Annotated in this window: 20 protein-coding genes; all 20 read left to right on the forward strand. The window is 45.2% G+C overall.

Translation table 11 applies throughout. The features are described 5' to 3' along the window. Positions 1–200: 200 nt before the first annotated feature. The 20 genes from BBA90_RS09540 (at position 201) to BBA90_RS09635 (ending at position 22,063) form a co-directional block, all read left to right on the forward strand. Positions 201–1,118: a glycosyltransferase family 2 protein gene (locus BBA90_RS09540; protein ID WP_065648915.1), complete on the forward strand. Its 918-nt coding sequence runs from the start codon at positions 201–203 to the stop codon at positions 1,116–1,118. A 65-nt stretch (positions 1,119–1,183) separates the two neighbouring features. Beyond that, on the forward strand, positions 1,184–1,936 hold the full coding sequence (locus BBA90_RS09545) for a glycosyltransferase family 2 protein (RefSeq protein WP_065648916.1): 753 nt from the start codon (positions 1,184–1,186) through the stop codon (positions 1,934–1,936). A gap of 75 nt (positions 1,937–2,011) precedes the next feature. Beyond that, positions 2,012–3,046, forward strand: a complete 1,035-nt coding sequence (locus BBA90_RS09550) for a glycosyltransferase (RefSeq protein ID WP_065648917.1) — start codon at positions 2,012–2,014, stop codon at positions 3,044–3,046. 58 nt (positions 3,047–3,104) lie between these two features. Further along, entirely contained in the window at positions 3,105–5,315 is a 2,211-nt protein-coding gene (locus BBA90_RS09555; protein WP_065648918.1) for a phage tailspike protein, read from the forward strand. 225 nt (positions 5,316–5,540) lie between these two features. Next, positions 5,541–5,870, forward strand: coding sequence for a hypothetical protein (locus BBA90_RS19310; protein WP_065648919.1), 330 nt, complete (start codon positions 5,541–5,543; stop codon positions 5,868–5,870). 3 nt (positions 5,871–5,873) lie between these two features. Continuing rightward, complete coding sequence (locus BBA90_RS09565) at positions 5,874–7,097, forward strand: glycosyltransferase (RefSeq protein ID WP_065648920.1); 1,224 nt, start codon at positions 5,874–5,876, stop codon at positions 7,095–7,097. A gap of 384 nt (positions 7,098–7,481) precedes the next feature. Further along, entirely contained in the window at positions 7,482–8,378 is an 897-nt protein-coding gene (galF, locus tag BBA90_RS09570; protein ID WP_065648921.1) for a UTP--glucose-1-phosphate uridylyltransferase GalF, read from the forward strand. Between the two features lie 44 nt (positions 8,379–8,422). Further along, the gene (gene galE, locus BBA90_RS09575) at positions 8,423–9,436 is read left to right on the forward strand and encodes a UDP-glucose 4-epimerase GalE (RefSeq protein ID WP_065648922.1); all 1,014 of its coding nucleotides are present in this window, start codon (positions 8,423–8,425) and stop codon (positions 9,434–9,436) included. A gap of 335 nt (positions 9,437–9,771) precedes the next feature. Next, positions 9,772–10,170 (forward strand): adenylyltransferase/cytidyltransferase family protein, encoded by a 399-nt coding sequence (locus tag BBA90_RS09580; RefSeq protein WP_065648923.1) that lies wholly within the window; start codon positions 9,772–9,774, stop codon positions 10,168–10,170. A 2-nt stretch (positions 10,171–10,172) separates the two neighbouring features. Further along, on the forward strand, positions 10,173–11,315 hold the full coding sequence (locus BBA90_RS09585) for a CDP-glycerol glycerophosphotransferase family protein (protein ID WP_065648924.1): 1,143 nt from the start codon (positions 10,173–10,175) through the stop codon (positions 11,313–11,315). After that, the gene (locus BBA90_RS09590; protein WP_065648925.1) at positions 11,284–12,417 is read left to right on the forward strand and encodes a glycosyltransferase family 4 protein; all 1,134 of its coding nucleotides are present in this window, start codon (positions 11,284–11,286) and stop codon (positions 12,415–12,417) included. Before BBA90_RS09585 ends, BBA90_RS09590 begins: the two co-directional genes overlap by 32 nt. Then, positions 12,404–13,450, forward strand: coding sequence for a glycosyltransferase (locus tag BBA90_RS09595; RefSeq protein ID WP_065648926.1), 1,047 nt, complete (start codon positions 12,404–12,406; stop codon positions 13,448–13,450). Before BBA90_RS09590 ends, BBA90_RS09595 begins: the two co-directional genes overlap by 14 nt. Before the next feature lie 2 nt (positions 13,451–13,452). Beyond that, complete coding sequence (locus BBA90_RS09600; RefSeq protein ID WP_065648927.1) at positions 13,453–14,850, forward strand: oligosaccharide flippase family protein; 1,398 nt, start codon at positions 13,453–13,455, stop codon at positions 14,848–14,850. A gap of 1 nt (position 14,851) precedes the next feature. After that, positions 14,852–16,000 (forward strand): EpsG family protein, encoded by a 1,149-nt coding sequence (locus tag BBA90_RS09605; protein WP_065648928.1) that lies wholly within the window; start codon positions 14,852–14,854, stop codon positions 15,998–16,000. Next, a complete protein-coding gene (locus BBA90_RS09610) occupies positions 15,997–17,100 on the forward strand; it encodes a glycosyltransferase (protein ID WP_065648929.1) in 1,104 nt (367 codons plus the stop codon). The genes BBA90_RS09605 and BBA90_RS09610 overlap by 4 nt, the downstream gene beginning before the upstream one ends. Before the next feature lie 34 nt (positions 17,101–17,134). Then, a complete protein-coding gene (locus BBA90_RS09615; RefSeq protein WP_065648930.1) occupies positions 17,135–18,178 on the forward strand; it encodes a polysaccharide biosynthesis protein in 1,044 nt (347 codons plus the stop codon). A gap of 3 nt (positions 18,179–18,181) precedes the next feature. Continuing rightward, the gene (gene wbjC / locus BBA90_RS09620) at positions 18,182–19,315 is read left to right on the forward strand and encodes a UDP-2-acetamido-2,6-beta-L-arabino-hexul-4-ose reductase (RefSeq protein WP_065648931.1); all 1,134 of its coding nucleotides are present in this window, start codon (positions 18,182–18,184) and stop codon (positions 19,313–19,315) included. A 3-nt stretch (positions 19,316–19,318) separates the two neighbouring features. Next, positions 19,319–20,449: a non-hydrolyzing UDP-N-acetylglucosamine 2-epimerase gene (wecB, locus tag BBA90_RS09625; RefSeq protein ID WP_065648932.1), complete on the forward strand. Its 1,131-nt coding sequence runs from the start codon at positions 19,319–19,321 to the stop codon at positions 20,447–20,449. Further along, positions 20,449–21,663, forward strand: coding sequence for a glycosyltransferase family 4 protein (locus BBA90_RS09630; RefSeq protein WP_065648933.1), 1,215 nt, complete (start codon positions 20,449–20,451; stop codon positions 21,661–21,663). Before wecB ends, BBA90_RS09630 begins: the two co-directional genes overlap by 1 nt. Continuing rightward, positions 21,650–22,063, forward strand: coding sequence for a WbuC family cupin fold metalloprotein (locus BBA90_RS09635; protein WP_065648934.1), 414 nt, complete (start codon positions 21,650–21,652; stop codon positions 22,061–22,063). The genes BBA90_RS09630 and BBA90_RS09635 overlap by 14 nt, the downstream gene beginning before the upstream one ends. The last annotated feature ends 85 nt before the right edge of the window (positions 22,064–22,148 follow it).

Here is a 22,148-nt window from a genome sequence, read left to right on the forward strand (position 1 = left end):
TTCAGGCTGACGCCATTTTTTCGGTGCGTTTTGCACTCAAATATACACACAGCACAATCTTTGGTATTTCCGTAATGGTACGCGGCATCCTCAGAAGAAAGAGTAATAACGGTATGATTTTTCGGAATAAAACCGATTTCTTTCCGGGGCCTGCTCGCGCTACCGTTGGATCTGGAACAGCTGTTTAAGAGGTGCTGGCAATGCAGGACATTCGCTTCTCAATCGTCATTCCGGCGTATAACGCGTCGAAATCGATTATCACCACGCTCGACTGCGTTAAAGCGCAAAGCTATCGTAATTTTGAAGTCATCATTGTGGATGACAAATCGGCTGACGCGGCAGAGCTGGCGCAGGTGGTACGGGATGAACGCTATCAGGAGCTGACAATTAAGCTGGAGCTTTCTGAGGTCAAACTCAACGGCGCCGGCGCCCGTAACAAAGGTATTGAACTGGCTGAAGGCGACTTTATCAGCTTCCTTGATGCGGATGACGAGTGGCACCCGGATAAACTTTCAGAAGTACGCGACACCATTACGCGTCTGGAAGCGCAGGGGAAGTCACGTTATGTCATTTTCAGCCAGGTCAATATTCACCAGGATGGCCGTTTTCTGAAAGTGATGCCGATGCAGGCACCGGGCAAAAATGAGACCGTCGCTGAATATCTGTTTGGCTGCTACGGCTTTATCCAGACCAGTACCATCGTGCTGAAGCGCGAGGATGCGCTGAAAATCCAGTTTGATACGCGCTATATCCGCCATCAGGACTACGATTTCTGTATCCGCGCCGATCGCCTGGGCTATGAGTTTGTGATGATTGCCAAACCGCTGGCGACCTATCACCTGGTGACCAAATTTGGCTCTAAGCACAAAGGGGAGTCGGTAAAGTACTCCTACTTCTGGCTGGATAGCATGAAGCCGCACCTGACGACGCGTGACGTCCATACCTATAAGGCATTCAAACTGCCGCTGCGCTACAAGATGGACGGTAAATCGCTGCAGGCAAGCCTGAGCTTTGCCCGCTACTTTTTCCTGACCAACCGCGACAACCGCGCCTACTTTATGAATCGTCTGATGGATAAGGTGAAATCACGGTTTGGCGGCAGAAAAGCGGTCTCCTGACACGCATTCACTTGCTCCCCGCGCGGGAGCAATTTTTTTGGTTCCTGACACTCCGGGCAATAAAAATGACAAATCATGTTGGCACCATCGGTATTGTGATGCCGATGTATAACGCACGTAAAACCGTACTGCGCGCGGTTGAGTCGATTGTTAAACAGACCTACAGCGACTGGCATCTCTATCTGGTTAATGACACCTCCACCGACGACTCTCTGGCCCTGGTGCGTGAGCACTGCCAGGATGCGCGCATTACTATTCTCAGCAATGAGGTTAATCAGGGCGCAGCAGAAACGCGCAACGTCGGGCTGCGTGCTGCGAGTGAAGAGATCATCGCGTTTCTCGACAGCGATGATGAGTGGCATCCAGAGAAACTGGCTGAGCAGGCTGCCGCCATCGCCGCCGGCGATGACTTTGTTATCACGCATTACCACTATAAAACGCAGAGCGCCGAACACGATATCACCTGGGGCAAACCGTATCTGCAGCAGGATAACTTTGTGAAGAAGCAGTATCGCGTCTGCTTCTCATCAGTCTGTTTCCGTCGTCCGCCGCAGGGGATCTTCTTCCAGCGTAAAGGGCATGAAGACTTTCTTTTCCTCTACGAGCTCTTTTCCCGCTACAAACAGGCGCGGGTGATCCGCAAGACGCTGGTGAACTATTACGAGCTGGGTGATTCTCTGTCGCGGAACAAAAACAAGGCGGCGAAATGGCATCTGGAATTATTAAGAATTATCTATAAAAACAACCCATTAAAAGTCTATTACTATTACACATGGTATATGGTGAATGGCGTTCTTTTCGCCCTGAAGCATCGCTGAAATCCGCATGTTTGCGTGCAGTCATGCAGCCAGTATGGGTTTTACGTTCTGTATTTTTGAGGTGGAAAGCGTTAAATGAAAAAAGTCGTTTTGGTGATCAAAGATGCCTACTCCTATGCGGGCACCGAGAACATCTGTAACTTCATGTCAGAGTGCCTTGGTGAAGAGCACGCCGTCACTATTTACTCTCTTGAGGGCCATGGCGAAACCTTTTATCCCTTTACGCATGTAAAAGAGATCGTCAGTTTCGAAGGCCATAGCAACCCGATTAAAAGCGCCGTAGCACGTATCCATCAGGACGGTTTTGACAGCGTTTTCCTCATCAGTATGGGCCGCCTGAGCGTGATGTTTGCGTTCTGGAATCTGATGACGCTAAAGAAAAAAACCTTTAAAGCCTACGCCTGCGAGCATATCGCCATCAACTCTTTCAGCAAGCCGATCAAACTCATGAAATGGCTGCTGCTGCGCTACTACGACCGCGTGATTGTCCTGACGGATAAAGATCAGCAGGTCTTCAGCCGCTGGCATATCCGCAGCCAGCAGATCCCCAACCCGGTAGTGTACAAAGGCTTTGAACGGCGTCAGCGCAGTCGTCAGGCGCTGGCGGTGGGGCGGCTTGATAACCAGAAAGGGTTCGATCTGCTGCTGGATATCTGGGCAGATTTCAGCAAAAAGCATCCGGAGTGGACGCTGGCGATTGCCGGCGATGGCGAGCTGCGCCAGCAGCTGCATGAGCAGGCTGCCGCACTCGGTATTACCAACAGCGTGAACTTTGTCGGCAAGGTCAGCAACATTAACGACTATTACCGCGACAGCGATATGGCGCTGATGACGTCACGCTATGAAGGGTTGCCGCTGGTGCTGCTGGAAGCGAAATCCTGGTCCCTGCCGGTGGTGGCCTATGACTGCCCGACCGGCCCGCAGGAGATCATCAATCACGGCGAAGATGGTTTCCTGGTGCCGATGAATGATAAAGCCACGTTTCTGGCGCGGATGGAACAGCTTGCCAGCGATGATGCGCTGTTCTTTGCCATGAGCGATAAGACAAAAGAGACCGCACTCAAGTTTGACGGTAATCAGATCAAACAGAGCTGGCTGGCGCTGGTATAAGCGCCATGCTTTTTGATGCCTGCCGGGACACACTGACTTTGACCACGGGATTGAACGCATGAAAAGAAGAGAAGTGTTGCAGGCAGCCGCCTCCTCCATTGTGACCGCGCTTTCCGTAAGCGCATTTTCCAGCTACGCAGCGAAAAGCGGCCAGCCCGCGCTGAAACCGGTCGATCCAGCCAGCGTCCCGCAGGGCGATGTGCCGATCCTCACGCCGGAAAATGTCTATACCATGCCGCCGCAGTTCTGGCAGAACTTTGAAGGCAGGCTGTGGATCGGTAAAGCGGGCAGCGACGCCAGTCAAAAAGGCAATCAGATCCCGGTTTACCTGCGCGACGCCAGCGGCAAAGTGGCGCAAATCAGCCAGCCGATTGCGCTGAACAAAGGTAACTTTGCGCAATTTATCCATGATAACGCTGCGCTGATCGCTAATCCGGCGCACTCCATGGCGGTGGAAGACAGCGAGGGAAACACGCTCTTCTCCATTACCGATGTCTCACGCCCCGGTCAGAATAATTTCAGCCAGCGCCTGGCCCAGCCGAACGGCTATCAGCTGATTGGTGAGATCCCGTCCGTTGAGGAGCTGCGTAAAACCCGCCCGCTGTTTGCCGGTGCCAAGATCAAGCTCAAGAGCTGGCATGAAGGGCTGGAAGTGGGGGGCGGCGAATTTGTCGGTGCCTATGGCGATGCGCGCGATGATGACGGCGTTATCTTAAGCGGCAACGGTTTTTACTGGCGGCGCGTGGTGGAAGACTTTAATCGCCTGACGCTGTTTGAGTTTGGTGCTATTGCCGACGGAAAAACAGACGCGGCCCCGGCCATCAAAGCGATGTATCAGTGGTCGCTCGATAACAATCAGCCTATTTGCGTGCAGTTCCCGGCCGGTAAATTTTTTGTCACCGGCTGTGATTTCGGCGAGGAGGAGCAGCGCTTCTTCCGCATCTCCGGCGCGATGGTTAACTTCGGCTATTTTCCGGCGACCACGCTGGTCTCTGACGGCCGCTCTGACTTTGTGTTTAAAGTCAAAGCGCGCTGGACGGAGATCTCAAACCTTAACTTCAACGGCCAGAATGATAAGCGGCCCAACCGGCAGGGGTTGTTCAGCAACACCTGCCCGGGCGGCCAGTTCTTTCGCGGCGCCTGCCTGCGCTTTAACCGCGTAGGGGGCACCTCAATCAGCCTGCTCGATACGCTCGACTGCAAAATTGACCAGTGGTATGCCGATACCTGTACCGGTGACGTCATCAAAGCGGGCTGGTCAGGTCAGAAAGCGGGTGTCTGGGATCACAGCACGGCGATAGAGCTCTCTAACTTCAACGCCCAGCGCTGTACCGGCGGAATGGTGCTGAACCTGCCGCGCTGCAGTCAGTCGATTATTCATAACGGCTGGATTGAGCACAGCGAGCACCCTGGCGATATCTCTAACGGACAGTGGATCATCGACGCGCTGAGCCTGGAAGATTGCAAAAACCCGCTTAATGCGCGCAACTCGCGTCTCAATATGCGCCAGACGAACCTGCAGTCAGGCAGCTGGATCGACAACTCGCTGCAGGGCGAGCGCTGGCTGAGCATCTGGGAGATGGGCTCCACCCGCGTGGAGTCTTATGGCGTTGCCATCGACGGCAGCCTTAAATACAACTACATCACCTCGCGCTTCCGCCTGAGTAATAACACCAACCAGGCGACGTGGTTCGAACTGGGTAATTTCTACTCACCTGACGTGGGCGATAGCTGGGAGATTGAGCTGTTTGGCCAGTCACAGTTCAGCCCCGGCACCGATGATACGCCGATGATGGATGTCACCGGCGGCAAGCAGACCGGCGGGCGGGCGGTGATCCATCTGCAGCGCAAAACGCAGAAAGCGGAGGCGAGCTGGTCAGCCGAAGGCAGCGCTCCGGTGCTGGAGGTACGGCTGGTAGCGCGCTCCGACACCGATACCAAAGTCTGGGTCAGGCTGGCAGGCTGGACGCCGGCCACCGTGGTGCTGATAAAAAGCACCGCCAAAGATCGCTTTATGACCGGACGCTGCGCGCGCGTTGATGCCACCATGGTAAAAGGCACGCCGGGCAACGGCAGCCAGCAGGCGCCGCAGCGGTTCAGCCTGCATAACGGTAAAGCGGGCATCGGCGGCAATGAGCAGGGTGACCTGCTGATGGCGTCACGCGAGCTGAAACCGGAACAGGTGGATACGCGCCAGCCTAAAGGGTTTGTGTCAGTGGTGATCAACGGCGAGCAGGTCGCGATGCCTTATTTTGCGCTCAAGGGGTAAAAAACGTTGAACCTGGGGCGGCATGAATGCCGCCCCTGCGAAATAGGTAGGGGGCGCATTTATGCGCCCCTGAAATTACGTAAGAAGCTTTAGGTTAGATAACAGGCAGTTGGCACCATTTTTCGGGCGTTGTCCCATTGCAGTTTTTTTTGCCAGAGTTCACTTTGCTGCTCAGGATAGAAGCGGCGGCTTGTAAGAATTACAAAAAATATATCTGGAGTTTGTATGACGATTTTATTGGCGGGTAATCATACCTGCGGGAATGGCGGTGGTGGTGTAATTTTGTACAGGCTGACTGACTCACTGCAGGCAGCATGCGCAAACCCGGGTAGTGCCGGTATCCGTTGTTATCCGGCCAGCCCGGGTTATCTGCAGCAGCAGAATGCGCTGTTTACGCACAACAGTAAAACGCCCCGGAGCCTGATGGCCCGCGTTCAGCGCAAGACAGTGCTGGCTGACCACGGCAATCTGAAACTGAACGTAAATACCGCGGTCGCGCAGAAGCGTGAAACAGGCAACCGCATCACCGAAGAACTTCTGAATGTATTGGGGTAAGTGATGAAGTTAACCTTTTTCACCATGCGTTTTCCGGTTGCCTCTGAGACGTTTGTCCTCAACCAGGTAACCCACTTTATTGATGCCGGCTATGACGTTGAAATCATCTCGGTGTTCCCGGGTGACATGATCAACCGTCACGCCGCGTTCGACGACTATAACCTGGCGGCAAAAACGCACTATCTGCTGCCGGAAGAGAAGGTATCGAACCTCGACAAGCTCACGCAGCGTATCGGTCTGATGCTGCCGAAGATCGCCAAACCGGCGCTGATCAAATCGCTCAACGTGGGACGCTACGGCGCACAGGCAAAGAAGCTGCTGCTGCCGGCGATCGTTGCTAACGCGAAGCAGACCTTCACCGCCGACGTCTTTCTGGTGCATTTCGGCTATGCCGGCGCGCTGGCAAACAAACTGCGTGAACTGGGCGTACTGAAAGGCAAGCAGGCGACCGTATTCCACGGTGCAGATATCTCACGCCGCCATATCCTCGAGGAGCACAAGCAGGATTACATTAATCTGTTTAAGCAGAGCGAACTGATGCTGCCTATCAGCCACCTCTGGGAAAACAAACTGATTGAGATGGGCTGTCCGCGTGAAAAAGTGCACGTAACGCGGATGGGTATCGAACCGGAGAAATTCAACTTCCGGCCGCGCGAAGCGTTTCACCAGCCGCTGCGCATCGTCTCTGTGGCGCGCCTGACTGAGAAAAAAGGGCTGGACGTTGCAGTTAAAGCCAGTGAAATTCTGCGCGATAAAGGCGGCCAGTTTGAATTCACCATCATCGGCAACGGCGAGCAGGAAGGCATGATGCGTGAACATATCGCCCGTGCCGGCCTGAAAGAGATGGTCAGCATGCCGGGCTTCAAGCCGCAGGAGGAGATCCGTCAGGCGCTTAACGACGCTGATATTTTCCTGCTGCCCTCAAAAACGGCTGCCGATGGTGACATGGAAGGGATCCCCGTGGCGCTGATGGAGGCCATGGCGGTGGGGCTGCCGGTGGTATCCACCTACCACAGCGGCATTCCGGAGCTGATCCAGAACAACGTCAGCGGCTGGCTGGTCTCTGAGAACGATGCCGATGAGCTGGCTGCTACATTACTGCGCCTGTCGCGCGGCGACATTGATGTTGCACCGGTAGTGGCTGCCGCGCGCCATAAAGTTGAAACCGAGTTTAACCAGCATATTGCTTACGGAGAGCTGGCGAAAATTCTGGAGCAGATGGTGTAAGGGGTATGAAAGCGCAGGCGGACGGGTTATCGGCGCAGTGATGGGTGCGGCGATGTCAGGCTTATGCGCTGGCCAAAAAGCCGATCCTGCAGGGGCGTTCTTCACGACGCCCCTGTTTGCTGTCTGACTGCTCTTTGCACGTCGTATCATTCTGAAAAACGCCGGTCTTAACCCCCATAGCAGAATGCTATTTACGTCACGCTTTTACCCGCCTTTAGCGCTTGAATTTGCCCGGAAAATTACCGACGCTGACCGCCCCTGATCACTAATTTCTGATGCTGTGACAGAGAGTTAGTGTCGGCTTTTCAGATAAAGATTATACTTGCCCGAGCGGCCATTACTGCATAATCGATGCATGTCTACACTTCATAAAATGGAACAAATATGACCAAGCTTAAAGCAGTAATCCCGGTTGCGGGCCTCGGTATGCATATGCTCCCTGCGACTAAAGCCATTCCAAAAGAGATGCTGCCTATCGTCGACAAACCAATGATTCAGTATATCGTTGACGAGTGCGTGGCGGCAGGCATTAAGGAGATTGTGCTGGTCACCCATGCTTCCAAAAATGCGGTGGAAAACCACTTCGACACCACCTACGAGCTGGAAGCCCTGCTGGAAGCGCGCGTAAAGCGTCAGCTGCTGAGCGAAGTGCAGTCCATCTGCCCGCCAGGCGTTACCATCATGAACGTCCGTCAGGCCGATCCGCTGGGTCTGGGTCACTCTGTACTTTGCGCGCGCCCGATGATTGGCGACAACCCGTTTGTGGTTGTGCTGCCAGACGTGCTGCTGGATGACTCCACTGCCGATCACCTGCGCTATAACCTGGCCGCCATGGTCGCGCGTTTTGAAGAGACCGGCCGCAGCCAGGTCCTGGCAAAACATATGCCGAATGAAGATCTCTCTGAGTATGGCGTACTGACCACTGAGCAGCCTATCGATAACCCGGGTGATATCAGCACCATTACCAGCATCGTTGAAAAGCCAGAGCATGCCGCTGAGCTGAATTCTGACCTGACTGCGGTTGGCCGCTATGTGCTCTCTGCAGACATCTGGGCTGAGCTGGAAAAAACCGAGCCAGGCGCATGGGGCCGTATTCAGCTGACTGACGCCATCGCCTCGCTGAGCAAAACCAAACCGGTTGATGCGCAGCTGCTGACCGGTACCAGCTTCGACTGCGGCCGCAAACTCGGCTATATGCAGGCGTTTGTCTCTTATGGCCTGCGCAGCAACGCACAGGGCCGCGACTTCCGCGAAGCGATTCATAAGATTCTGGATAAGTAAGCATTTCCATACCGCGCAGCCTGCGCGGTTTCCAAGGAGTAGACATGGCTATTTTGGTAACGGGCGGGGCAGGGTATATCGGATCCCATACGGTACTGGCGCTGCTGGAGCGCGGTGACGACGTGGTGGTTCTGGATAACCTCTGCAATGCATCACGCGAAGCGATCAACCGCGTTGAAAAACTGGCGGGCAAAAAAGCGGTATTCGTTGAAGGCGATATCCGCGACCGCGCCTGCCTGCGCGATCTGTTTGCCAGCCACAGCATTTCTGCTGTGATCCACTTCGCTGCGCTGAAAGCCGTTGGTGAATCCACGCGCAAGCCGCTGGAATACTATGAAAACAACGTAGCCGGCACCGTGGTCCTGCTGGAAGAGATGCGCGACGCGGGCGTCTGGAACTTCATCTTCAGTTCATCAGCCACCGTGTACGGTGCTGACGCCCCGGTTCCTTATGTGGAAACCACGCCGATTGGCGGCACCACCAGTCCTTATGGCACCTCCAAGCTGATGACTGAGTTTGTGATGCGCGATTTCGCCAAAGCGGAACCTAAATTCAAAGCTATCGCGCTGCGCTACTTCAATCCGGTAGGCGCGCACGAGTCTGGCGAGATTGGTGAAGACCCGACCGGTATCCCGAACAACCTGCTGCCGTACATTGCACAGGTAGCGATTGGTCGTCTCGACAAGCTCGGCGTGTTTGGTAACGACTACGAAACGCCAGACGGCACCGCACAGCGCGACTATATCCATGTCGTCGATCTGGCAGAAGGGCACCTGAAAGCGCTGGATCACCTCAGCAAGGTTGAGGGTTATAAAGCTTACAACCTCGGCGGCGGCGTTGGCTTCTCCGTGCTGGAGATGATCAAAGCGTTCGAAGCGGCTTCCGGTAAAGCGATCCCGTTCGAGTTCAAACCGCGCCGCGACGGCGATCTGCCCGCTTTCTGGGCCGATGCAACGCTTGCGAACAATGAACTGGACTGGCGCGTGACCCGCGGCATCGATGCGATGATGCGCGATACGTGGAACTGGCAGTCAAAGAATCCGAATGGTTATAATTAAGCCAATCTAATAAATATACCCCTCAGACGCTGTAACAGAGTTACAGATGTCCGAGGGGTTTTTTTATATTGCGCAGCTTAATCGTTTAAAATTAAAGCAATGTTTGATTGAATTTAGTTGTTAATTGAAAGTTTAGCAATTATCCTTGCAGGTGATAATTTGTATTATGGATGCTTAACAGATTGAATGATTTGAGCTTCTGGTAGCTATGCCAGGGGCGGTAGCATTGCATTTTCTTAATAATTCTTTGAATCATAGGTAAAAATTAAAATTTTCCCCTTGATTTTTCTACCTCTGAACGAGCTTTATATTCATTTGTCTTAAGGAGATTCGGGTTGAAGAAAGTAATAACATTCGGAACCTTTGATGTTTTTCATGTAGGGCATATCAATATTCTGGAAAGAGCTGCTAAACAAGGGGATTATCTGATTGTCGGAGTCAGTTCTGATAATTTGAATTTCAGTAAAAAAGGTCGATACCCCATATACAATGAAAATGACAGATGTAAAATAATCAGCGCTTTAAAATATGTAGATGAGGTATTTATAGAAGAATCTTTAGAAAAAAAGAAAGAATATATACTCAACTATGATGCCAATGTGTTGGTTATGGGTGATGACTGGGCGGGAAGATTTGACTGGGTGAATGATGTATGTAAAGTGATCTATCTGCCAAGAACACCTTCAATATCTACCACAGAAATTATTGAAGTTGTGAAGTCGAGTAAAAGATGACAATGAAAAAAATAGTCGTTAAAATTTTAAAAGCTTTATTTTGTGCAATTAACTCAATCATACCTAAAAAAGATAAACTCATTCTATTCAAAAGCAGGCCTGACTTCAGTGGTAATGCAAGAGCCTTCTATGAATTTATAAAACTAAATCATTCGGAGTTTGATTTAGTCTGGGTAATTGAAAATCAAAGCGCATATCCAGATTTGAAAACGGTCAAACCAAAATCAGTAGGATGGTTTTTCTGCTTTATACGCTCAAAATATATTGTTACAACGCATAATGAAATGATTGGCGTTAAAGGTAAGAACCAGGTTTATATCAGCTTATGGCATGGTATGCCATTAAAAAAGATATGTTATCTTGGGGATTATGATTATCAGGGAATGGAGGATTATTCCGCTTACCGAATTGCCTCATCAGAAATTATGCGATCAATTATTTCAGCAAGCTTTAGAGAAAAAGCAAACAATGTATACATCACTGGGCAACCCAGGAACGATTATCTTTTTGAGGAAGATAAAGCAAATGACTTATTAGCAGGAATCCAAGAAAATAAAAAAGTTATACTTTACATGCCAACCTTCAGAGAGAATCAAGAAGCGAAAGAATATTCAGACGGTGAAAAAATAGAAAGAGATAATTTTCTCAGAGTAAAAGATTTTTCTTTAACTGAATTAAATGATTTTTTAATTGGGAAAAATTATCATCTTATTGTCAAATTACATCCATATGAAGAAAATTCTTTGCTAAACATCAATCTCGGAGAATGTATAACGCTAATAACAACTGCTATTCTAAGAGAGCAAGATATTGATGTTAATCATTTGATGGCAAAATCTGATATTTTGATCAGCGATTACTCGTCCGCTTATTTTGACTTCATGATACTAAATAGGCCGATTTGTTTTTTAATTCCTGACCTTGATGCTTACGCTGAAAACAGGAGCGGTTTTACATTAGAGCCAGTGGAGTCCTGGATGCCTGGCGCTAAAGTTCATACGCAAAAAGAACTTCTTATCGAACTCGAAGAATTGGCAAAAGGGAATGATATATTCGCAGGTAAAAGGAACGAAATATCAGAAATGATAAATAAGCATAAGGATAATAAAAATAGTGAGCGAGTGTTCAGGCAATTTATTAGATAAAAGAAAAGAAATACATCTGTTTTTAGGTGATGTTTCAGCTAAAGGTGGAATAGAACGCGTGACGATATCTCTGGCAAACGCATTGAGCTCATCATATCGTGTAAAAATAGTTTCTTTATATAAAGAGAATTCAGACGTAAGTTTTAATATTAATGGAAAAGTTGAGTTAATTACCTTAAGTGATGAGTTAGAAAAAAGCATGTACAACAGGAAAATGAGCCTGTTGAAAGGTGCATTTTTTGATATTTACTACATAATAAATAAATCCCGTAAGTTAAGAAATATCATCAATCCTGAAACAGCTGTAGCAATTAGTTGTGATGTAAAAATGACGGCGCTCATCAAAAAGTCAGGATATGATAAAGTTATAGCCATTGAGCACTTTGAGTATGATGTAATAAATAGTCTTTTAAAGAAAGCAAGAATAAAAATTTATAAAAAAATAAGTGCTGTTGTATCGCTTACCCGGGAAGATGAAAATAAATATGCATGGCTCCCGAAAGGGAAACATTTCGTAATTAATAATATAGTTGAAGATCCTGTTATTATTTTACCCCCTGATGCCCGACAAAATGTTGTTTTAGCAGTTGGCAGATTAACTCATCAAAAAGGATTTGACTTATTATTACGTGCCTGGGAAAAAATTGACAGCTCGGATTGGCAATTGTTAATAGTGGGGGATGGGGAAGAGAGAGACAATCTTCTCAATTTTATTAAAGATAAATCGTTAAAAAACGCAAACATAATACCGTTCGAAAAGAATATTGCAGACTATTATAACAAAGCAAAAGTTTTTGTATTAAGTTCGCGTTATGAAGGACTTGGCATGGTTTTGGTCGAAGCGTTATCGTTTGGTCTGGCATGTATTAGTTTTGATTGCCCAGCCGGACCTAAATCAATTCTTAATAAAAATAATGGAATTTTAGTGAAAGCCAATGATGTCTCAGCTCTTGCTATAGAGTTAGAAAAAATGATTTCTAATCCAGAGAAAATCGAACAATTAAATAAAATAGCTCCTGAGAGCATTGATGATTTTCGAGCTAATACTGTGCTAAAGCAATGGGAGCATTTGATAGATCGGGTGATAAATGAAGAGTTTTGACATTGTTTTTATAACAAATCTCCCTGCTTTTTATAAAGTAAATCTTTTCAATGGCTTATCTAAGCATCTTGATATAAAAGTTATATTTGTATCTAATAAATCAAACATTAGAAATAACGATTTCTTTAATTTTGATATGAATTTTGAGCATGTATTTTTATCTGATGGAAATTACGAGGATAGAAATAAATTTTTATGCTCGCTTAGACTTGCCAAAGAGCTAGCCAGCATCAAATATGAAAGGTTAATTTACCCGGGCTGGGAAATAAAAGAGTTTTTCTTTAACTCATTATTTACAAATAAAAACAAAAATGCTATTGCTATAGAAAGCAGTGTTATAGAGAGTGACTTTACTGGATTAAAAGGTAAAATAAAATCTCTTTACATAAAAAGAATGTCATCAGCTTATCCAGCAGGATTCTTACAAAATGAGATCTTGAAGAATGTTATTTTTAAAGGTGATATACACATAACTCATGGTGTAGGGATTATCAATCATAAATTAAAAGCTAATAAAAATAAAATAACAGCTAATTGTGATGCATTAAGATATATATATATTGGGAGATTATCTCACGAAAAAAACTTAAAATTATTAATTGAGGTTTTCAACCAAACAGGAATCCCTTTAAAAATTGTTGGCGAAGGTCCGCAATCTAACGAATTAAAGCAGCTGGCGGAAAAAAATATAGAATTTACGGGCTATATAAAAAATGAAGCGCTTAGCGATTTGCTACTTGAATCTGATGTTTTCATTCTGCCATCGATTGTAGAACCTTGGGGGCTTGTAGTAGAAGAGGCGCTTGCTGCAGGATTACCTGTTATAGTAAGCGATAAGGTTGGTTGCAATAAGGACATTGTTAAAAGCAATAATGGAATTGTTTTTAACAGTGATAGCGCGGGTGACTTAAAACGTGCAATCAATGATATGAGCAATTTATATCTATATTTCAAAAAAGAATTGCAGAGTATGGATATCAATGAAAATAGCAAGATCCAGATCGATTCCTATACAAAGTCACTAAGTAAATAATTATGAAAAGTAAAATGATTCGCGACTTTAGAAACTATTTTCTAGGAGATGTATTCGTAAAGGGTTTTTTGTTTATTTCGCTGCCTCTCTTATCGCGAATAATGGATCCGCAACAATATGGAAAGCTATCCATTATAAATACCGCAATAATGATAATGTATGTATTTGTGAGTTTGAATCTTCAAAACGCAGTCACTAACAGATATATGCTAAAATCCGAAGGTTTCAATAACTATCTAAAATCTATCTTTTCATTTTTGATACCATTTCAGCTGTTTTTAATTTGTATTTCACCAATTATAGCAAAATATATGGCTGTGATTTTGGGTATTAGTGAAAGTGATTTTCTATGGGTTATGTTAATTTGCGTGTTATTAAGTTATATATATATATATACCAGTTATCTTCAGGCATCTCGTCAAAGTGGAGTCTATGTAAAAATAAATGTTTTATCTAAAATAAGCGAAATCATATTAATATTCACATTCGCATATTTCATGACCAGGGAGCAGTATCTTTCAAAAATATATGCTCAGCTAATCATCAGTACGATTATAATTTTTTTCTTGTTCAGGAAGCTAAAGTCTATTTCCAATGGTTCATTTAATTCAAGTGAGCTAAAAGACGCCTTGTATTTTTCTGTGCCGCTAATTATACACGTTCTTTCTAACTCGCTTTTATCACAAGCGGACAGAATTATTATAAATAATATGATTGGTTCCGGAGAAGCTGGTATTTACTCATTTGCCTACAATATAGCTATGGGAATGGTGGTCTTGATCATGGCATGGAACTCGTCATGGCAACCAAGATTATTCAAACATATTGAGATGGATTCAAGGAAAAAAATCACCGATACGACTAAAGCCAGTGCTTATCTTATTCTTGCTATAGGTGTTATTGGTATCTTTTTTTCAAAAGAAGTTATTCTCTTAGTTGCAGACAAAAACTACTATTCAAGCATTGAAATATTACCTATTATAATAATTGCCAACGCTTTTACGCATCTTTACTTGTGTTACGCCAACTTCGTCTTTTATAAAAAAAGAGCTTTTTTTATATCGTTTGCTACCATGCTGGCTATGGCGATAAATATAGGCCTTAATATATTATTGATACCTAAATACGGAATAATTGGTTCTGCCTGGGCTACGGCTTTTGCTTACTTGATGTTAACGATATTCCATTATCTCACATCAACCTTCCTTACAAAAAATAACAGCATTAGTTTTATTTATATTGCCATATATTTGTTTGTCCTTATGGCTGCTTATTATGTTTCGGGAGTTGTAGACAAGAGTTTTACTTTATGGATTGCAATTACAATAAAAATAATCTTGACTGGTTTAATAACAGCGTTTCTCCTCAAAGTTAATTTGCTTAAAAAACTGAGCGATTAGAATGATATCTTATTTTCTTTTTATTATTGCTACGGCATCTTTTGCTTTGCTTGATGTAGTATCAATGAGCCATAAAAATAAACTATTGATAATAGCTTCTTTTTTTATTTTCACTTTTATTGGTCTTAGATATGAAGTTGGTGTTGACTGGTTATTTTATCAGGAGAGTTATGAAGGGCTGGAGAAAAACCTTACTATTGAGCCCGGGTATCTTTTTCTAGCTTCGCTCAGCTCATTTATATTCAATTTCTGGTTTTTTTCAGCATGTGTTACCGGCATAATAATCTTAGCGTTATACCGTTTTTTTTCTAGTTACTCTCCCTATCCAGTTTTTTCAATATGTTGTTATTTTATTATCTCTTTTGGCTTTAACGTTGAGGCATTGAGACAGATAATTGCAGTTGCTTTATTTTATATTGCACTTAAATATTTTATCGAAGGGAAAAAATCGAAGTACTATATTTTTTGTTTGATTGGGTCTTCCTTACATATCTCATTATTGCCCTTTGTATTTATACCATTTATATTTAGAGCTAACACTTTTAACATTATAAAAGTAGTCGCTTTTTGTGGGTTTGCGCTTGCTATTGCAAAAGTTTTTCCTGTAGTTGAAATCATAAAATTTTTGAGTGGTGCCTTTAGTAATCCTTATTTAGCTAAAATAGTTTGGTATGCTACAAACGCTAGCGAAGAAACAGCTATAACTTTCAATTATCTATTCAAATTATTACTGTTTACTTTGTATTGCTTAAATAGGCGCAAAATAAAAGAAAGTTTAGCTAAAGATCGCATTCTTACATCGATGATTAATATTGTTGAAATACTATTTGCAATTATGTTGCTAATAGACGTATATTTTATGCCGTTTTCAACTATAACCTCTAGATATGATGAGTATTTTATTCCAGTAATGTTAATATCCTTTGCATATGTAATCAGAGTAAAATATTTTATATTCAATAGACTTGTTTTTTCTTTTGCTTTTATAGCTGCAATAGTTTTGAGTTGGTTGAAGTTTTCAGATAACGAATACTTTACTAAGCAATACTTACCATACTCTAATTCATTGCTTCAAATGATTGATGCGCAGACAGATGATGCTGAACGAGCAAAGTCTGTCTATGAACATTGGAAAAAAAGCGATAAATGATATTGATCAATGCAAGTAATCTTTACGTAGGTGGTGGAATGCAGGTAGGCATTTCCGTGATTGAAGAGCTCGCTAAAATTGAAAATGAGTTCATAGCTGCAGTATCACCACCTGTTTTCGAGCAATTAAGCCACAATGCCAGAAAAAAATGCTTTGTTATAAATAAAAGTCCTTCCGGATTATTTAATTTTGAAGCACGCAGACAGCTTGATAAATTTGTGGCAGATTATAAAATATTGCATGTATTTACTGTATTTGGACCCAGTTATTGGAGCCCTAAAGTAGATAATCATACTGTTGGTTTTGCCCTTCCATGGCTTATATATGATACGAAGCTGGTTTTCAGAAAGCTATCATTTTTACAGAAAGCTAAAAAAATGCTTCTGCTGCAGCTTCAGCCTTATTTTTACAAAAAAAATGCGCATAAAATTATTGTAGAAACTGATGATGCTAAGAATTTATTAAGCAAGAAGATTGGGTTTTCAGAAGATAATATATTTGTTGTTCCTAATACAATAAGTTCTTATTTTAACTGTAAAAGAGATCACTTGTCATCTAAAGAATTAGACTTAAAAAAAACGCCGGGTGATATATGGCTTTTAACAGTATCTCATAACTACCCTCATAAGAATCTGGAAATTATTCATCAACTAATAAATATACTGCCAGAGCGTTATAAGTTTGTTTTAACTTTAGATGATTCATTTTTAGAAAGTGTTGATAAGAAGTTTTGGCACAGGTTTATTCTGCTTGGGAAAATTAAAAATTCACAATGCCCTGAAGTCTATTCACATGCAGATGGAATGTTCCTTCCTACTTTACTTGAATGCTTTAGTGCTTCATATCCTGAAGCAGGATTCATGAAAGTTCCGATCTTTACTTCAGATCTTAGTTTCGCGAAAACAATATGCGGAGATGGTGCTTTTTATTTTGATCCTATGGATTGCAAAAATATTGCATCAGTGATAACCAATGCATACAAAAATCCTGACAAGATAAAAGAAAAAATTGAAATCATGTATAACATTCAATCCCGGCTGCCCTCCGCAGTTGATCGGGCAGTAGCTTATAGAGATATTCTTTTAAAGAAAACTCATTAAGTAAAGTAAATATATTTAATTAAGGGTACAGCTTATGTTCAACTCTAAAACTCTTTTGATTACTGGTGGTACAGGTTCTTTCGGCAATGCAGTTCTCAAACGATTTCTTGACACCGATATTGGTGAAATTCGCATTTTTAGTCGCGATGAAAAAAAGCAAGATGACATGCGCAAAAAGTTCAACAGCGATAAGTTGAAATTTTATCTGGGAGACGTACGCGACGAAAACAGCATTGCTGCTGCAATGCGTGGTGTGGACTATGTTTTTCATGCGGCAGCGCTGAAACAGGTGCCTTCCTGCGAGTTCCACCCGATGCAGGCTGTGCGCACTAACGTTCTCGGCACCGAAAACGTGCTGAACTGCGCAATCAATGCTGGCGTAAAACGTGTCGTTTGTCTGAGCACCGATAAAGCAGTTTATCCAATCAACGCTATGGGCATCAGTAAAGCGATGATGGAAAAAGTCATGGTAGCGGCCAGTCGTAATCTTGAAGGCACTGGCACCGTCATCTGTGGCACCCGCTACGGTAACGTAATGGCATCACGCGGTTCTGTTATCCCGCTATTTGTTCAGCAGGTACAGCAGGACAAAACCATTACTATCACTGAACCCAGCATGACGCGTTTTATGATGACCCTGGCGGATGCGGTTGATCTGGTGCTGTATGCATTTGAGCACGGTAACAATGGTGATATCTTCGTTCAGAAAGCACCGGCGGCTACTGTTGAAACCCTGACCAAAGCCATCCTGAAAGTGATGAATAAGCCTGAGCACCAGGTCAGCGTCATCGGTTCCCGTCATGGTGAAAAGCTGTATGAATCTCTGCTCAGCAAAGAAGAACGTGCCTGCGCTGAAGATATGGGTGATTATTTCCGTATTCCAGCAGATACCCGCGATCTGAATTATGCGAAGTTTGTAGAAGAAGGTGAGAAAAAAATCACGGATGCTCTATGCGGTGAAGAATATAATTCTCATAATACAGTTCGACTTGACGTTGAAGGGATGATTAAGCTTCTTATGAAACTCGAGTTTATGCATAAAATTGCAAATGGCGAGTACGCTGACGCGGAGGAGTAAGCCTTGAAAGTCCTGATAACGGGGTCTGATGGTTTTATAGCAAAAAACCTGGCTTTAAGCCTGCAACAACGTCAGAACATCCAGGTAATGTCTTTCAATCGTGAAAGCAAAACTGAAGATCTTTCTGCTTTGATTGAAAAAGCGGATTTTATATTCCATCTGGCGGGAATCAATCGACCTCAGGACCCCGCTGAATTTACGCGTGGCAATGTTGATTTATCTTCTCTTGTCAGCGAAGCGATTAAAAAATGTGTTAATGAAACTGGGCGTTATATCCCGGTTGTATTTAGTTCTTCAATTCACGCGTCTGCCGACAATGAGTATGGCCGGACAAAATTAGCAGCAGAAAATGTTTTCGCCGCTTTAGCCAGCGAAACGGGTAATCCGGTGTTTATCAGCCGTCTTCCGGGCGTCTTTGGTAAGTGGGCCAGACCGAACTATAACTCTGTGGTTGCAACGTTTTGCTATAATATAGCGCATGATCTTCCTGTTACCGTCAACGATCCGCAATATCTTCTCAGGCTCGTGTATATAGACGATGTTGTTAAGGTGTTCACGGATTTGCTGGACCAGGAAATAAAACCTGAAGCTAAGCAGCATTTTATTAATGTTGTACCTGAATACAACGTTGCGTTAGGTGAGATCGCTGAAAGCATAACCAGTTTTCGTGAGGGCCGTAATTCTCTGGAACTTGAGCGCGTCGGTACTGGTTTTTTGAGAGCGCTTTATTCGACATATGTCAGCTATCTGCCTGAGCAGGATTTCTCATATCCGGTAAAACAACATACCGATCCGCGTGGCAGCTTTGTCGAGTTATTCAAGAGTAAAGATTCCGGGCAAGTTTCTTATTTTACTGCTCATCCTGGCATCACACGTGGCGGGCACTACCATCATACCAAAACTGAAAAATTTATGGTTATAAGTGGTACGGCTCGTTTCAGGTTTCGCCATATGCTAACTGATGAATATTATGAAACGGTTACCAGCGGTGATAAACCGGTGATGGTAGAAACGATTCCTGGATGGGCTCACGATGTGACTAATATCAGTGATGAAGAGCTTATAGCTATTGTCTGGGCTAATGAAGTCTTCGATCCTGCTCATCCCGATACTATTTTCTCTAAATTAGATAAGTAATTTATGAAAAAACTAAAAATTGTTTCAGTTGTAGGAACGCGTCCGGAAATTATCCGCCTGTCGCGCGTGCTGGATAAACTTGACCAGTACTGTGAGCATATTCTGGTTCACACCGGTCAGAACTACGACTATGAGCTTAACGAAGTCTTTTTCAACGACCTGAATGTGCGTAAGCCGGACTTCTTTCTGGATGCTGCGGGAAAAAACGCGGCAGAAACGATTGGCCAGGTAATCATTAAGATTGACCAGGTGTTTGCCGAAGTCCAGCCGGAAGCGATGCTGGTCTTAGGGGACACCAACTCCTGCATCTCTGCTATCGCGGCTAAACGTCGCAAAATCCCTATTTTCCATATGGAAGCGGGAAATCGCTGCTTTGATCAGCGCGTTCCTGAAGAGACCAACCGTCGGATTGTTGACCATACCGCAGATGTTAACCTCACCTATAGCGATATTGCGCGTGAGTATCTGCTGGCTGAAGGCCTTCCGGCAGATCGGGTTATCAAAACCGGTAGTCCGATGTATGAAGTATTAACGCACTACATGCCGCAGATTGACGGCTCTGATGTGCTTGAGCGCCTGCAGCTTCAGGCAAATCAGTTCTTTGTTATCAGTGCGCACCGGGAAGAGAACGTCGATTCGCCGAAGCAGCTGGCTAAGCTGGCGGATATTCTGAATACCATTGCCGAGAAGTATCAGCTGCCGGTTATCGTCTCTACGCATCCGCGTACCCGTAACCGCATTGAAGCCAACGGCATTGTGTTTCACGAAAAAATCCAGCTGCTGAAACCTCTTGGGTTCCATGACTATAATCACCTGCAGAAACATGCCCGAGCGGTGCTTTCTGACAGCGGAACCATCACTGAAGAGTCCTCAATCATGAATTTCCCGGCGCTGAATATTCGCGAAGCGCATGAGCGTCCGGAAGGTTTTGAAGAGGCCTCGGTTATGATGACAGGTCTGGAGCGCAATCGCGTGCTGCAGGCACTTGCCGTGCTTGAGACTCAGCCGCGCGGCGAAGAGCGGTTGCTGCGTCAGGTCTATGATTACAGCATGCCGAATGTATCAGACAAAGTTGTCCGGATTATTCATTCCTACACTGACTACATTAAACGGGTTGTCTGGAAAGAGTACTGATGAAATTTGCTTTTATAATTGACGATTATCTTCCGCACAGTACCCGCGTCGGCGCAAAGATGTTCCATGAGCTGGCGCAGGAGTTCATTCAGCGTGGTCATAGCGTTACGGTTATTACCCCGGATGCAAATCTGCAGCACGCACTGCAGGAAGATAGGTTAGAGGGGGTTGCCGTCTGGCGCTTCAGAACGGGTCCAATCAAAGATGTCAGTCATGTCCAGCGGGCCATTAATGAAAGCCTGCTGTCAGTGCGTGCGTGGAGAGCGGTACGTCATAAGATAAAAGCAAACTCATTCGATGGTATTGTGTATTATTCGCCCTCTGTTTTTTGGGGGCATTTAGTCAGGAAAATCAAACAGCGCTGCGCTTGCTCATCCTATCTGATTCTGCGTGACTTTTTTCCACAGTGGGCCATTGATGCGGGCATGATTAAGCAGGGCTCGCTGACCGAAAAGTATTTCCGTCATTTCGAGAAACGCCTCTACGATGAAGCCGGTTTTATAGGGCTAATGTCAGAAAATAATCTCAGGCTGTTTATGCAGCATAACCCGCACCGAAAAGCGGGAGTATTGCGCAACTGGGCCAGTATTGAACCTGCTCGTGCAGGGGATAGCGGATACAATTCAATTGTTAAGACATCCGGCCTGCAGAACAAAACGGTGTTTTTCTACGGCGGTAATATTGGTCATGCACAGGATATGACGAACCTGATGCGGCTGGTAAAGGGTATGCAGGCCTTTCCACAGGCGCATTTTTTGTTTGTCGGTCAGGGCGATGAAGTCACTCTGATTAATCAACTCGCTCAGGAATGGGCGCTGACAAACTTCACCTATCTCCCGTCGGTGGATCAAAAGACCTTTAAATGTCTGCTGACCGAGGTTGATGTTGGTCTGTTTTCTCTGGCAGCAAACCATACCTCACACAATTTTCCGGGAAAATTGCTGGGGTATATGGTGCAAAGTATCCCAATCCTCGGTAGCGTCAATAAAGGTAACGATCTGGCCGATATCGTTAATGCTAACAAAGCCGGAACGATTTTCATCAACGGTGAAGATGAGTGTCTGTTGCAGGCGGCAATAAACTTTACGCAGGATGCAGCACTGAGAAAAGAGATGGGTGCGGCTGCTTATCAGCTGCTGCTGGAGCAATTTTCAGTGGGCGCTGCCGCAGGTCAGATTGAAAACGCGTTTGGAGTAAATCATGAGAGTAATTGATAAGGCTGTTACCGAGCAGCTCTATCGGGATGCTGAGCAGTCAGTGCGCAAACGCGCGCATTTTCTTCTGCACGCTTCCCATGATGACAAAGTTCAGCGTCTGCTGATTGGTTTAGTCAGCGGAAGCGTTGTTGAGCCTCACTACCATGAGCTTTCGCATCAGTGGGAGCTGTTCACGGTACTGGAAGGGGAGCTGGATATCCGGCTTTATGATACGCAGGGTGCTGTGGTACGTCAGTTTATTGCAGGGCCGCGCTCAGGTATCACGCTGGTTGAATTTAATCCGGGTGATATCCATAGCGTCGAATGCCTTTCAGAACGCGCCCTGATGCTTGAGGTTAAAGAAGGACCGTTTGATCCCGCGTTTGCAAAAGCTTCTCCGGCATGGGCTGATAACTAAGCCATTCATTTTGCGGGTTATCTGATTTCATGCCTGACATTTACGCAAATGAGCCGGGGGAAGCATCTTAGGCTATCTAAATCTG

Source organism: Pantoea eucrina (assembly GCF_001691555.1).
GTDB lineage: Bacteria > Pseudomonadota > Gammaproteobacteria > Enterobacterales > Enterobacteriaceae > Pantoea > Pantoea borealis.

Coding starts and splice junctions, on each gene's coding strand:
- BBA90_RS09540 (WP_065648915.1), top strand. CDS start 201: ATGCAGGACATTCGCTTCTCAATCGTCATTCCGGCGTATAACGCGTCG.
- BBA90_RS09545 (WP_065648916.1), top strand. CDS start 1,184: ATGACAAATCATGTTGGCACCATCGGTATTGTGATGCCGATGTATAAC.
- BBA90_RS09550 (WP_065648917.1), top strand. CDS start 2,012: ATGAAAAAAGTCGTTTTGGTGATCAAAGATGCCTACTCCTATGCGGGC.
- BBA90_RS09555 (WP_065648918.1), top strand. CDS start 3,105: ATGAAAAGAAGAGAAGTGTTGCAGGCAGCCGCCTCCTCCATTGTGACC.
- BBA90_RS19310 (WP_065648919.1), top strand. CDS start 5,541: ATGACGATTTTATTGGCGGGTAATCATACCTGCGGGAATGGCGGTGGT.
- BBA90_RS09565 (WP_065648920.1), top strand. CDS start 5,874: ATGAAGTTAACCTTTTTCACCATGCGTTTTCCGGTTGCCTCTGAGACG.
- galF (WP_065648921.1), top strand. CDS start 7,482: ATGACCAAGCTTAAAGCAGTAATCCCGGTTGCGGGCCTCGGTATGCAT.
- galE (WP_065648922.1), top strand. CDS start 8,423: ATGGCTATTTTGGTAACGGGCGGGGCAGGGTATATCGGATCCCATACG.
- BBA90_RS09585 (WP_065648924.1), top strand. CDS start 10,173: ATGAAAAAAATAGTCGTTAAAATTTTAAAAGCTTTATTTTGTGCAATT.
- BBA90_RS09595 (WP_065648926.1), top strand. CDS start 12,404: ATGAAGAGTTTTGACATTGTTTTTATAACAAATCTCCCTGCTTTTTAT.
- BBA90_RS09600 (WP_065648927.1), top strand. CDS start 13,453: ATGAAAAGTAAAATGATTCGCGACTTTAGAAACTATTTTCTAGGAGAT.
- BBA90_RS09605 (WP_065648928.1), top strand. CDS start 14,852: ATGATATCTTATTTTCTTTTTATTATTGCTACGGCATCTTTTGCTTTG.
- BBA90_RS09610 (WP_065648929.1), top strand. CDS start 15,997: ATGATATTGATCAATGCAAGTAATCTTTACGTAGGTGGTGGAATGCAG.
- BBA90_RS09615 (WP_065648930.1), top strand. CDS start 17,135: ATGTTCAACTCTAAAACTCTTTTGATTACTGGTGGTACAGGTTCTTTC.
- wecB (WP_065648932.1), top strand. CDS start 19,319: ATGAAAAAACTAAAAATTGTTTCAGTTGTAGGAACGCGTCCGGAAATT.
- BBA90_RS09630 (WP_065648933.1), top strand. CDS start 20,449: ATGAAATTTGCTTTTATAATTGACGATTATCTTCCGCACAGTACCCGC.
- BBA90_RS09635 (WP_065648934.1), top strand. CDS start 21,650: ATGAGAGTAATTGATAAGGCTGTTACCGAGCAGCTCTATCGGGATGCT.